Origin of the sequence: Streptomyces sp. NPDC056222, from assembly GCF_042264065.1 — a bacterium.
Taxonomy (GTDB): domain Bacteria; phylum Actinomycetota; class Actinomycetes; order Streptomycetales; family Streptomycetaceae; genus Streptomyces.
Map to the genome: position 1 here is coordinate 26,226 of NZ_JBHJTL010000036.1, position 12,015 is coordinate 38,240.

The following is a 12,015-nucleotide window of genomic DNA, read 5'->3' on the forward strand; positions in this document are numbered from 1 at the left end:
CAACGAGAGCGCGGAACCAGGTTTACGGTCCCTGGTTCCGCGCTCTTTCGCGTGCCGTCCACCCGCGGCGTCCGCGCTCCGTCGCGTGCCGTCCACCCTCGCGGGTCACCACGCATCGTTTCTGCGGTGAAGATCCACACCCGCACGGGCGAGCGCACCGTGGTTCTCCCCCTGTGCGCCCCTCCCCCACCGCTATCCACTCGTACATGATCAAGAACCTGGTGCGGAGCCTGGCCCCGCTCGCGCTGATCCTGTCCCCCCTCGCCGTGCCCTCCCCGGCGCTGTCCGCGAACGTCGTCCTCTTTCCCGACGCGCTCGCCGACCTCACCGAGGCGGCCGAGAACCCCGCCGGCTACAAGGTGTCCGCCTTCCCCCACTGGAACAAGGGACTCGACCCCGCCGACGGCTGCGACACCCGCGCCGAGGTCCTTCTGGAGGAGGCCGTCGACGCCCCGAGGACCGGCCCCGGCTGCACCCTCACGGGCGGCAGGTGGACCTCGTACTACGACGGTCAGACCGTCACGGACCCCGCCGCCCTCCGCGTCGACCACGTCGTCTCCCTCAACGAGGCCTGGGAGTCCGGCGCCTCCGGCTGGACCGCGGCCCGGCGCGAGAAGTACGCCAACGACCTCGGCTCCCCCGGCACCCTCGCCGCCGTCACCGCCCGGAGTCAGAAGGACAAGGCCGGCCGCGACCCCGCCGGCTGGGTCCCGTCCTCCTCCACCCAGTACTGCCGCTACGTCGCCGAATGGCTCGGCACCAAGCTGCGCTGGGGGCTGAACGCGGACAAGGACGAGCTGGAGACGCTCAAGCTGTTCGCCGACGGGCCCTGTGAGGAGACGGTCGTGGTCCGCTCGAAGGCCCCTCGGTGAGCACCAGCACCCCGCTGACCGCCAGCGAGGCGGCGGCGAGCACCACCATCGCCACCTCGGGCGAGGTGACCTGGGCGATGGCGCCGGCCAGCGCCGCGCTCAGCCCCTGGAACGTCAGCATTCCCGAGGAGTGCAGCCCCAGCGCGTGACCGCTGAGCCCGTCCGGCACCAGCGCGAGCAGCCGTTCCTGGAACAGCAGGCTCGCGCTGTAGCCCACGGCGGACACCGTCACCGCCACCAGGGCGAGGGGCAGCCCCGGATCGAGCGCGAAGAGCAGGTACGGGGCTGCCAGCAGCATCTGCAGCGGCGGGCCCAGCCGGGCCCGCCGCTTCTTCGGCAGGAATCGTCCGACGACGGTGTCCCCGGCCAGCATCCCGAGCGCGGCGCAGGCGAAGAGCAGCCCGGCGCCGGCGGGGGCGTACGCGACGAAGAGCGATTCACAGCCGACGATCAGCCCGTTGGGGACCCAGAGGGCGAGATACACGAGCCGGCGCGGTCGCGAGGACCACAGGAGCGCGTTGGTACGCCAGGTCTCGCCGGCGGAGGCCCGGCCGGCGGCCCGTGGCGCGCGGCGGGAGAGGCCGAGACGGGCGAGGAGCGCCGCGACGACGTGGAGGGCGGCGCCGATCAGCAGTGTCCCGCGCGGCGAGAGCGTCGCCACCAGCAGCCCGCCGGTCGCGAATCCGGCGATCTGGCAGAGGCCGACGGCCATGTTCATCGTCGAGCGGCCGAGCAGATAGCCCTCGCGGGAAAGGATCTCGCCCAGAAGTCCGTAACGGACGCCGCCGCCCACGGAGCCGACGAGGCCCTGCACGAGGAGCAGCGCGAACACCGCACCCGTCGGCAGCCCGGGAACGGCCTGGGCGGCCGTACCGAGGCCGAAGACCAGCGCGATGCCCGCCAGGGCGGCGCGCGGCGGCAGCCGGTCGGCGGCCGAGAGGAGCGTCGCCGCGCCGAGGACCTGGGCGAGCGCGGGACCGAAGAGGGCGAGGGCGGAGAGGAAGGGTGAGCCCGTCGACCGGAAGACGAGCGTGGCGAGCCCCAGACCGGCCACCGTCTGGGCCGCGACCTGGACGGACGCCGTGAGGAAGAGCGGGGTGAACTCCGGTGTACGGAACAGCTCCTGATAGCTACGCATGGGCCGGAGTCTCCGAGAGCGCGACGGGACGCCGGTACTGTTTCGTGGGGAGGCGAAACCATGGGCTGGTGGCAGATCGACGCCGACGCGCTCGCGGGCAGCCGGTTCCTGGTGTCCCCGCTGGCCGAGACCATCGCCGCGCTGCAGGCGCTGGACCTGCCGAAGCCGGCTCACCCGGGCGAGAGCGCATGGCTGACGGACCGTCTGCCCGCCTACCGGGCGCGGCTCGCGGCCGAGCCGCTCGACGCTCTGCTGGTGCGGGCCGCGCTCGGGACCGCGTGGAACGCGGATTTCGTGACCCCGACCCCGCTGGGCGAGGGCGAGCCGTCCTTCGAGGAGGAGTTGGCCCGGATCCGGGAGACGCCGCCCGCGGCTGCGGTGGCGGATCTGGCGGTCTCGCTGGGCGGTCCGGTCCCCGAGCCGCTGGCTTCGGCGACCGATCTGCCGTTCCGGATGTCGGAGTTGCTCGCCTGGGTGTGGCGGGAGACGGTCCTGCCGACCTGGCCGCGCCGACGGCGTGTCCTGGAGGCCGATGTGATGGCGCGTACGGCGCGGCTGACCGCGGGCGGGTGGGCGGCGGCGCTCGACGAGCTGTCCCCGGGGCGGACGCGCTGGCTGGGTGAGGGGCGGCTGCAGGTCAACACCCGTGACTTCCCACCGAGGTCGGTCTCCGGCGGGCGGCTCTTCCTCGTGCCGGTGACACCGAGCCGGGGCTGGGTGTCGTGGGAGGGTACGGAGCGCTTCGCGATCGTCTACCCCTGCGCGGGGGCCCTGGCCGGCGCGGAGGGCCCGGCCGTCCCCGAGGCGCTCGGCGCGCTGCTCGGGAGTGCGCGTGCCGGGGTGCTCGTACGGCTCGAATCCCCCACGTCCACCAGCCAGTTGGTGGCGCTGACGGGACAGGGGCTCGGCTCGGTGGGGCGGCATCTGAAGGTGCTGCTCGACGCCCGTCTCGTACGGCGGAGGAGGGCGGGGAGGTCCGTCCTCTACGACTGGACGGAGGCGGGGGCGACGCTGGTGCGGGCGCAGGGAGTACGGACGTGGAGCGGCCCCCGCTCCGGTGCTCTCGGAGCGGGGGCCGTCACCTCCGGCGACTGATCAGACCTTCAGGGCCTTGATCGCCGTCGGAGCGTGACCGGGCTCGGTCGCGATCTCCTCGAACTCGGTGACATCGCTCATGTCGACCGTCTTGCTCATCGCGATGTTGGTGATGCGCTCCAGGATGGCCTCGACGACGACCGGGACCTGGTGCTCGACGGCCAGCTTCTTGGCCTCCTCGAACGCCTCGCCCAGCTTCTCCGGGTCGGTGACGCGGATCGCCTTGACGCCCAGACCCTCGGCGACCTTGACGTGGTCGACGCCGTAGACGCCGATCTCCGGGGTGTTGATGTTCTCGAACTCGAGGTTGACCTCGAAGTTGATGCCCAGGTTGCCCTGCGCCTGGCGGATCAGGCCCAGGTAGGCGTTGTTCACCAGGACGTGGACGTAGGGGACCTTGTGCTGGGCGGCGACCGCCAGCTCCTCGATCATGAACTGGAAGTCGTAGTCGCCGGACAGCGCGACGATCGGGGTCTCCGGGTCCGCGGTGGCGGCACCGATGGCAGCCGGGATGGTCCAGCCGAGCGGGCCGGCCTGGCCGCAGTTGATCCAGTGGCGCGGCTTGTAGACGTGCAGGAACTGCGCGGCGGCGATCTGGGAGAGGCCGATGGTGGTGACGTAGCGCGTCTCCGGGCCGAAGGCCTTGTTCATCTCCTCGTACACGCGCTGCGGCTTGATCGGGACGTTCTCGAAGTGCGTACGACGCTGCAGGGTGGCCTTGCGGTCCTGCGCGGAGGCGGCCCAGGCGGAGAAGTCCGGGAGCTTGCCCGCGGCCTTCCACTCCTTGGCGATCTCGATGAAGAGCTCCAGCGCGACCTTGGCGTCGGAGGCGATGCCGTAGTCCGGGGCGAAGATCTTGCCGATCTGGGTGGGCTCGATGTCGACGTGGACGAACTTCCGGCCCTTGGTGTAGGCCTCCATGTTGTAACCGGTGTGGCGGTTGGCCCAGCGGTTGCCGACGCCGAGGACGAAGTCCGACTCGAGGAAGGTCGCGTTGCCGTAGCGGTGCGCGGTCTGGACGCCGACCATGCCGGCGCTCAGCTCGTGGTCGTCCGCGATGGTGCCCCAGCCCATGAGGGTGGAGATGACCGGGACGCCGGTCAGCTCGGCGAACTCGACCAGCAGGTCGGAGGCGTCGGCGTTGATGATGCCGCCACCGGCGACGATCAGCGGGCGCTCGGACTCCAGCAGGAAGCTCAGGGCCTTCTCGGCCTGGGCGCGGGTGGCCTGCGGCTTGTAGACCGGCAGCGGCTCGTACGTCTCCGGGTCGAACTCGATCTCGGTCAGCTGGACGTCGATCGGCAGGTCGATGAGGACCGGGCCGGGCCGGCCGGAGCGCATCAGGTGGAAGGCCTGCTGGAAGACGCCGGGGACCTGGGCGGCCTCGAGGACCGTCGTGGCGGCCTTGGTGACCGGCTTGGCGATCGAGGCGATGTCGACCGCCTGGAAGTCCTCCTTGTGGAGCTTGGAGACCGGGGCCTGGCCGGTGATGCACAGGATCGGGATCGAGTCCGCGATCGCGGAGTACAGGCCGGTGATCATGTCGGTGCCGGCGGGGCCGGAGGTACCGATGCAGACACCGATGTTGCCGGCCTTGGCACGGGTGTAGCCCTCGGCCATGTGGGACGCGCCCTCGACGTGGCGAGCGAGCGTGTGGCTGACGCCGCCCACGTTCTTGAGCTCGCGGTAGAAGGGGTTGATCGCCGCGCCGGGCACGCCGAACGCGTTGGTGACGCCTTCGCGCTTGAGGATCTCAACGGCCGCTGCGGCGGCGGTCATACGAGGCATGGGAGGGCTCCTGCTTCGGCCAGGCGGAAACGGGTCACCCACCGTCTCGATGGCCGTTTCCGTATTGCGGAAGTATTGTTCTACTATGTGGAAGCAATGTAGGTCGGGGGGTCCGGGGCCGTCAAGGGACCGGGCTCGGACGTTGGCCGAACTCCCTCCCCTCCCGTGGCGGATTGGTGGACGATGGGGACGGGAAGACAGGGGGTTCGGCGTGGGGTTCGGTGTGGGTGAGTCGGTACCGGTGCGCTGCCCGGAATGCCTCCGTACGCAGCCGTACGCGGCGCCCGTCTTCCCATGCGCCTGCGGGACACCGGTGGTGCCACCGGTGATCCCCGGAGCGACGGGTGAGCCGGTCACGCACCGCAACTGGACGGACGAATGGGTCACGGTGCGCTGCGTCGCCTGCGGGCGTGAGGACGAATGGCCCCACCCGGAGCTGGGCTGCACCTGCGGCACGGTCCTCCGCGTCCCGGTCCGCGAGCCGGGTTTCGGCGACGGCGGTCCGCTGCCGGGCGTGCCGGCCCCGGCACGGGCACTTCCGCGGCAGCCCGGACCCGGACGGGCCACCCCGGGGCCACCGAGCCCGGACCCGAAGGACGGACGCGCGAACACGGCCACCGACGCGACGCCCGGCACACTCGGTACCGACGGCCGCCCCGGCCCCGGGGCCCTGCCAGGCGGTACGGACACCGGTCACCGCGCCGAATCAGGGGCCGGCGACCCTCCGGACGCACACGCCGGCGAGGGGACGGACGGCGTCGAGCCGGGCGCGGCCCCGGGGCCGGCCCCGACCGCCGGGACGGACGAGGCGGCGCCGGCCTCGGGCATATGGACCGGCGACGCCCCGCAGAGCGACCTCCACGACCCGGAGGGCGACCTCCCCGACGACTCCGCGGGCGACCTCCACGACGTCGCGAGCCACGGCCTCGGAACCGGACGGAATCGGGCGTTCACCGAGCGTTACCCCGCGCACATCCCGCTGCCGCCGACGGCCCCGCACCCCGCCGCGCCGAGGCCCTCGTTCCGGCCCGTGACCATCCGTACGGCCCGGGACGCGGTGGCCGCGTCCGCCGGGTATCTGCGCTGGCTCGGGTTCCGCAACGTCGTCCAGCCCGAGGAGCGGACCGCGTCCGGGGTCGACCTCCGAGCACCCGGGCTCGTCGCCCAGGTCGACCCGAGCACCCGCCCCGCCGCGCTGCGGGCGGTCGAATGCCTCTGGCTGAACGGGCTCAGCAGCTCGTCCGTGAGCGTCTTCTTCTCCCTCGCCGGCTACACCCCCGACGCCCGCTCCCGCGCCGACGAGCTCGGCATCCCGCTCTTCGTCCTCGACCTCACGGGAACGCCTCAGCCGGTGAACACCCCGGCGGACGAACTGATCACCACCGGCGCCTGAGGCCTCAGCGGCGGACCGGCGATCGGATAGACCTCAAAAGAACCTCAGATTTCAGCCATTCGCGCGTGATGATCACGCTCTCACGGGCACAACACCCTCGGGGGGTGGGGCGTCATGGGGGCGGATACCTGGTGGTTCATCGGTGCGTCCTGCGCACAACTGCTCGCGGCGCTCGCGCTGTTGCGAACCCGCAGCCCGGAGCGGGCCGAACTCGCCCCGCAGGCACTGGCGTTGCTCCGTGGCGGGCGGCGGGCGGCCGTGGTCGTGGCGCTCGTCGCGCTGCACCAGCGCGGCGCCGTGGCGGCCGGCCGGAAGGGCACGATTCGGGCCAACGGCGGACCCGGCCGGACCCGCGATCCGGTCCAGCTGGGAGTGCACAGTTCGCTGCGGCGGGCCTTGGGCATACGGGTGCTGGCCGCCCAGCCCAGGGCGCGGCGGGCCGTCGACGCCCTGCGCGCCGAGCTGGGCCGGGCGGGGCTCCTCCGCCCGTACGGCCGGCTGCTCGTCGCCCGGGGGCTGCTGGTCTGCGCGATGGCGACGGTGGTGACGGGCCTGCTGATCACGCGCCCGTCCGGCGCGGAGCTCGCCCTGGCGCTCGCCCTCGGCGCCGTACCGACCGTCGCCGCGCTCGCCCTGCTGTTCCTTCCGCCCACGACCCGCGCCGCCCGACGGCTGCTGGCCGGGCTGCGGGAGCGGCACCCGCTGCCCGCGCATCGTCGCGAGGTGACGGACGGCAATCTGGTCCTGCTGTACGTCGCCCTCTACGGCGACCCGGCACTCGCCCTCTTCCTGCCGCGCTTCTCGCGCGACGGCGGACTGCTGGGCCAGGGCGGCGGTACGGACGGCTACGCCACCGGGCGTGGCTGGTTCGGTGGCGGCGAGGGTTCCTGGGGCGCGGGCGAAGGAGGCGGCGGAGGGGGCGGCGGCTCGGACTGAGCTCGCGCCATACTGGACCATGCGCATCCGAGCGGCCGCACCGGCCGAACTCCCGCTGCTCCAGGACATCGAGCGGGCCGCGGGCGAACCTTTCCGTTCCCTCGGCATGGCGGTCATCGCCGACGACGAGCCCCTGCCGCTGGACGTCCTGGACGGCTACCGACGGGCCGGCCGGGCCTGGGTGGCCGTCGACGAGACCGACCGCCCCATGGCGTACCTGCTGGCGGACACCGTCGACGGGGCCGCCCACATCGAGCAGGTGTCGGTGCACCCGGCCGCCGCCCGCCAGGGCATCGGCCGCCTGCTCATCGAGCATCTGGCCGCCGGCGCGGCCGAGCAGGGGCTGACCGCGCTGACCCTGACGACCTTCACCGAGGTCCCGTGGAACGCGCCGTACTACACGCGCCTCGGCTTCCGTCCCCTCGCCGAGTCCGACCCGGACCTCACCGACGGGCTGCGCGCCATCCAGCGGGCCGAGGCCGCCCACGGTCTGGCGACCTGGCCCCGGGTCTGCATGCGGCGCGAACTGGCAGGGACGCCCGCGCCCCGCCCCGTGGCGCCGTCCCCGTAGCGCCGTCGGCCGGGGAGCCGGCGCTCCTCACCCGTAGCGCTGCCTCAGCTCCACCTTCCGTACCTTGCCGCTCACCGTCATCGGGAACTCTCCGAGGATCTCCACCCGGCGCGGGATCTTGTAGTGCGCCAGACGGTCGCGGCAGTACGCCGTGATGTCGTCCAGGGTCGGGGGGTCGGCGGGGTCGCGCGGGATCACGCAGGCCAGGATCTCCTCGCCGTAGCGGGCGTCTGGGACACCGACGACCTGCACGTCGGCGATCTTCTCGTACCCGTAGAGGAACTCCTCGATCTCGCGCGGGTACACGTTCTCCCCGCCGCGGATGATCATGTCCTTGATGCGGCCGACGATCTGGACGTAGCCGTCCTCGCGCATCACCGCCAGGTCACCGGTGTGCATCCAGCGGCCGGCGTCGACGGCCTCGGCCGTCTTGTCGGGCTCGTTCCAGTAGCCGAGCATCACGCTGTAGCCGCGGGTGCAGAGCTCTCCGGCGGTCCCGCGCTCCACCGTGAGACCGGTGCCCGGATCGACGATCTTCACCTCCACGTGCGGCATCACCCGCCCGACCGTTCCGGTACGGCGTTCCAGGTCGTCGTCGCGCCGGGTCTGGGTGGAGACGGGCGAGGTCTCGGTCATGCCGTAACAGATCGACACCTCGGCCATGTTCATCTCGGCGACCACCCGCTTCATCACCTCCACCGGGCACGGCGAGCCCGCCATGATCCCGGTGCGCAGCGTGGAGAGGTCGTACGAGGCGAAGTCGGGGAGGTTGAGCTCGGCGATGAACATCGTCGGTACGCCGTACAGCGACGTGCACCGCTCCTCCTGGACCGCGCGGAGGGTGGCCGTGGGGTCGAAGGACGGCGCGGGGATCACCATGCAGGCGCCGTGCGAGGTCGCCGCCAGGTTTCCCATCACCATGCCGAAACAGTGGTAGAAGGGAACCGGGATACAGATCCGGTCCTGCTCGGTGTAGGCGATCATCTCGCCCACGAAGTAGCCGTTGTTGAGGATGTTGTGGTGCGAGAGGGTCGCGCCCTTGGGGAAGCCCGTCGTCCCCGAGGTGTACTGGATGTTGACCGGCTCGTCGCAGGACAGCTCCGCCGGGCGCAGTTCGCCCGCCGTGCGGGAGATCAGCTCGTCCCAGCTCGGGTCGCCGATGAAGACGACCTCCCGCAACTCCGGGCAGTTGCCGCGGACTTGCTCGACCATCGCCCGGTAGTCGCTCGTCTTGTGCGCGAGCGTGGCGAAGAGCAGGGAGATGCCCGCCTGCTTGAGCACGTACTCCAACTCGTGGGCACGGTAGGCCGGGTTGATGTTCACCATGACGGCGCCGATGCGGGCGGTCGCGTACTGGACGAGCACCCACTCGGCACAGTTCACCGCCCAGATCCCCACCCGGTCGCCCTTGACGACCCCGCTGCCGAGCAACGCGTCCGCCAGCTTCTCGACGTCCGCGCCGAATCGGGCGTAGGTCCAGCGGCGACCGGTGGGCACGTCGACGAGTGCCTCCCGCTCCGGCCAGGCCGCGACGGCCCGGTCCAGATTGGCCCCGATCGTGTCCCCGAGCAGCTCGGTGGGGCTCGCGCCGTGCGTGTACGACAGACTCATCCCAGGTCCCCCTCGGCGTACTCGATGCCTTCGCCCTTCGCCGTGCGCTCGCGCAGCTCGATCCGGCGGATCTTCCCCGAGACCGTCTTCGGCAGCTCGGCGAACTCGATGCGCCGTACCCGCTTGTACGGGGCGAGCACCGCGCGCGAGTGCGCGAAGAGCGCCTTCGCCGTCTCCTCGCCCGGCTCCCAGCCGTCCGCGAGGACGACGTACGCCTTCGGGACCGCGAGCCGCAGCGGGTCCGGGGCCGGGACGACCGCCGCCTCGGCCACCGCCTCGTGCTCCAGGAGCGCGCTCTCCAGCTCGAACGGCGAGATCTTGTAGTCGGACGCCTTGAAGACGTCGTCGGCGCGCCCGATGTAGGTGATGTAGCCCTCGGCGTCGCGGGAGCCGATGTCGCCGGTGCGGTAGTAGCCGCCCGCCATCGCCTCGGCCGTACGCTCCGGGTCTCCGTGGTAGCCGGTCATCAGGCCCACCGGATCGGTGGACAGGTCGAGGCAGATCTCGCCCTCCTCGACGTCCGCCTCCCCGCTCACGGGATCCACCAGCGTCACCCGGAAGCCGGGGCTCGGCCGCCCCATCGAGCCCTCCTTGAGGCGCTGGCCGGGGCTGTTCGAGACCTGGACGGCGGTCTCGGTCTGGCCGAAGCCGTCCCGGATGGTGACGCTCCAGGCCCGGCGCACGGACTCGATGACCTCGGGGTTGAGCGGCTCGCCGGCCGCGACGACCTCACGCGGCGGGTTCTTCAGCTGGGTCAGATCGGCCTGGATCAGCATCCGCCAGACGGTCGGCGGAGCACAGAAGCTGGTGACACCGTTGCGCTCCATCTCCTGCATGAGACGGGCCGGGTCGAAGCGGGTGTAGTTGTGGATGAAGACGGTCGCCTCGGCGTTCCACGGGGCGAAGAGGTTGGACCAGGCGTGCTTGGCCCAGCCCGGCGAGGAGATGTTCAGATGCACGTCGCCGGGCTCGAGGCCGATCCAGTACATGGTGGCCAGATGGCCGATGGGGTACGAGGTGTGGGTGTGCTCGACCAGCTTGGGCCGGGCGGTCGTACCGGAGGTGAAGTACAGCATCAGCGGGTCGTCGGCGAGGGTGACGCCGTCCGGCTCGAAGGTGTCGGAGGCGTCGTCCGCCTCTTCGTACGAGTGCCAGCCCGCGCGCTCGCCCCCGACGACGATCCGGGTGTACTCCCCCGGCACGTCCTCGAACTTGGCGGTGTCCTCGGCGCGCACGATCACATGCCGGGCCCGGCCGCGCTCGACGCGGTCCCGCAGGTCGGCGGGGCCGAGCAGCGGAGTGGCCGGGATGACGACGGCGCGCAGCTTCATCGCGGCGAGCGCGGTCTCCCACAGCTCGGTCTGGTTGCCGAGCATGACGATGATCCGGTCGCCGGCCCGAACGCCCTTGTCGCGCAGCCAGTTGGCGGCCCGGTCGGAGCGGGCGGACATCTCGGCGAAGCCGACCTTCGTCTCGGTGCCGTCCTCCTCGACGATGTGCAGGGCGGTCCTGTCGTTGCCGGCCGCGATGACGTCGAACCACTCCAGGGCCCAGTTGAACCGGTCCGGACGGGGCCAGGCGAAGCCCTCGTACGCCGTCCCGTAGTCCTCGCGGTGCTGGAGCAGGAAGTCGCGGGCGGCGCGGAACCTCTCCGTCGCGGTGGTAGCCGTCATGTGTCCTCCTCGTTGCGGGACCGGTCACGGACATCGTGTAATCAGTGACCCAGGTCTCACTACCCCCGTTCGGGGGTGAAGGAGTGGTCGCGTGCCCGAGCGGACGGAAGCGGTCGAGATGCGCGGAGCTCTGGCGCGGCTGCGCCGTGCCACCGGACTCCAGGTGGTCTTCGGCGGGCTGCTGCACGCGGGCAGGCCGTTGCGGATCTCGGAGCTGAACGGAGCCGTCACGCCCGCCCTGCACGGACTCGCGATCTCCGCGGGCAGCGGTCTGGGCGGGAAGTGCCTGGCGCTGGCGCGGCCGTGCGCGGTGGTCGACTACGCGTCGGCGCGGCACATCACGCACGAGTACGACGTTCCCGTGTCGGCGGAGGGCCTGCGTTCGGTGATCGCGGTGCCCGTCGTCGTACGGCGCAAGGTGCGGGGCGTGCTCTACGGGGCCCTGCGGGACTCGCTGCCGTTGGGCGAGCGCGTCGCCGACGCGGCGGTGGCGGCGGCCCGGGACCTGGAGCAGGCGCTGGCTGTACGGGACGAGGTGCGGGAGCTGCTGTCGGCCGCTCCGTCCGGAGCGGCCTCGGGACCGGTCTCGGGACCCTCCTGGGAGGAGGTCCGGCAGGCGCACGGGGAGCTGCGGGAACTGGCGCCCCGGATCGAGGACCCGGAGCTCAGGGAGCGGCTGCTCGCGGTGTGCGGCCGCCTGGAGACGGCGTCCACGGCGCCGGGCGGGGAGCCCGGTGTGACGCTGACACCGCGCGAGCTGGACGTGCTGGCGGCGGTGGCGCAGGGTGCGACGAACGCGGGCGCGGCGGCACGGCTGGGGCTGCGGCCGGAGACGGTGAAGGGGTACCTGCGCTCGGCGATGCGGAAGCTTGGCGCGCACACGCGCCTGGAGGCGGTGGTGGCGGCGAGGAGGGCGGGGGTGCTGCCGTAGGGGTCGG

10 protein-coding genes are annotated in these 12,015 nt (G+C 72.1%); 6 read left to right on the forward strand and 4 right to left on the reverse strand.

The window, feature by feature from the left end; translation table 11 throughout:
• Positions 1-206: 206 nt before the first annotated feature.
• Positions 207-872 (forward strand): DUF1524 domain-containing protein, encoded by a 666-nt coding sequence (locus ACFC0D_RS18810; protein ID WP_376436852.1) that lies wholly within the window; start codon positions 207-209, stop codon positions 870-872.
• On the opposite strand, the gene ACFC0D_RS18815 is transcribed toward ACFC0D_RS18810, so the two are convergent.
• Complete coding sequence (locus tag ACFC0D_RS18815; RefSeq protein ID WP_376436854.1) at positions 808-2,010, reverse strand: MFS transporter; 1,203 nt, start codon at positions 2,008-2,010, stop codon at positions 808-810. The genes ACFC0D_RS18810 and ACFC0D_RS18815 overlap by 65 nt on opposite strands.
• A 60-nt stretch (positions 2,011-2,070) precedes the next feature.
• On the opposite strand from ACFC0D_RS18815, the gene ACFC0D_RS18820 reads away from it, so the two are divergent.
• Positions 2,071-3,105, forward strand: coding sequence for a transcriptional regulator (locus ACFC0D_RS18820; protein ID WP_376436856.1), 1,035 nt, complete (start codon positions 2,071-2,073; stop codon positions 3,103-3,105).
• Here ACFC0D_RS18820 and gcl read toward each other — a convergent pair whose 3' ends face one another.
• A complete protein-coding gene (gcl, locus tag ACFC0D_RS18825; RefSeq protein WP_376436936.1) occupies positions 3,106-4,884 on the reverse strand; it encodes a glyoxylate carboligase in 1,779 nt (592 codons plus the stop codon). It lies immediately after the preceding gene.
• A gap of 679 nt (positions 4,885-5,563) precedes the next feature.
• On the opposite strand from gcl, the gene ACFC0D_RS18830 reads away from it, so the two are divergent.
• The 3 genes from ACFC0D_RS18830 to ACFC0D_RS18840 all read left to right on the forward strand — a co-directional run bounded on the left by ACFC0D_RS18830 (position 5,564) and on the right by ACFC0D_RS18840 (position 7,793).
• Complete coding sequence (locus ACFC0D_RS18830; protein ID WP_376436939.1) at positions 5,564-6,286, forward strand: hypothetical protein; 723 nt, start codon at positions 5,564-5,566, stop codon at positions 6,284-6,286.
• A 114-nt stretch (positions 6,287-6,400) separates the two neighbouring features.
• The gene (locus tag ACFC0D_RS18835; protein WP_376436859.1) at positions 6,401-7,222 is read left to right on the forward strand and encodes a TIGR04222 domain-containing membrane protein; all 822 of its coding nucleotides are present in this window, start codon (positions 6,401-6,403) and stop codon (positions 7,220-7,222) included.
• Between the two features lie 19 nt (positions 7,223-7,241).
• Positions 7,242-7,793, forward strand: a complete 552-nt coding sequence (locus ACFC0D_RS18840; RefSeq protein ID WP_376436862.1) for a GNAT family N-acetyltransferase — start codon at positions 7,242-7,244, stop codon at positions 7,791-7,793.
• A gap of 27 nt (positions 7,794-7,820) precedes the next feature.
• Here ACFC0D_RS18840 and ACFC0D_RS18845 read toward each other — a convergent pair whose 3' ends face one another.
• Positions 7,821-9,404 carry an AMP-binding protein gene (locus ACFC0D_RS18845; protein ID WP_376436865.1) on the reverse strand — a complete coding sequence of 528 codons (1,584 nt, stop codon included), beginning with the start codon at positions 9,402-9,404 and terminating at the stop codon, positions 7,821-7,823.
• Positions 9,401-11,077, reverse strand: coding sequence for an AMP-binding protein (locus ACFC0D_RS18850; RefSeq protein ID WP_376436868.1), 1,677 nt, complete (start codon positions 11,075-11,077; stop codon positions 9,401-9,403). Before ACFC0D_RS18850 ends, ACFC0D_RS18845 begins: the two co-directional genes overlap by 4 nt.
• Positions 11,078-11,168: 91 nt before the next feature.
• On the opposite strand from ACFC0D_RS18850, the gene ACFC0D_RS18855 reads away from it, so the two are divergent.
• Entirely contained in the window at positions 11,169-12,008 is an 840-nt protein-coding gene (locus tag ACFC0D_RS18855; RefSeq protein WP_376436871.1) for a response regulator transcription factor, read from the forward strand.
• The last annotated feature ends 7 nt before the right edge of the window (positions 12,009-12,015 follow it).

Bases quoted from the DNA above. Each gene is read 5' to 3' on its own strand.
- ACFC0D_RS18810 (WP_376436852.1), top strand. From the start codon at position 207: ATGATCAAGAACCTGGTGCGGAGCCTGGCCCCGCTCGCGCTGATCCTG.
- ACFC0D_RS18815 (WP_376436854.1), bottom strand. From the start codon at position 2,010: ATGCGTAGCTATCAGGAGCTGTTCCGTACACCGGAGTTCACCCCGCTC.
- ACFC0D_RS18820 (WP_376436856.1), top strand. From the start codon at position 2,071: ATGGGCTGGTGGCAGATCGACGCCGACGCGCTCGCGGGCAGCCGGTTC.
- gcl (WP_376436936.1), bottom strand. From the start codon at position 4,884: ATGACCGCCGCCGCAGCGGCCGTTGAGATCCTCAAGCGCGAAGGCGTC.
- ACFC0D_RS18835 (WP_376436859.1), top strand. From the start codon at position 6,401: ATGGGGGCGGATACCTGGTGGTTCATCGGTGCGTCCTGCGCACAACTG.
- ACFC0D_RS18840 (WP_376436862.1), top strand. From the start codon at position 7,242: ATGCGCATCCGAGCGGCCGCACCGGCCGAACTCCCGCTGCTCCAGGAC.
- ACFC0D_RS18845 (WP_376436865.1), bottom strand. From the start codon at position 9,404: ATGAGTCTGTCGTACACGCACGGCGCGAGCCCCACCGAGCTGCTCGGG.
- ACFC0D_RS18850 (WP_376436868.1), bottom strand. From the start codon at position 11,077: ATGACGGCTACCACCGCGACGGAGAGGTTCCGCGCCGCCCGCGACTTC.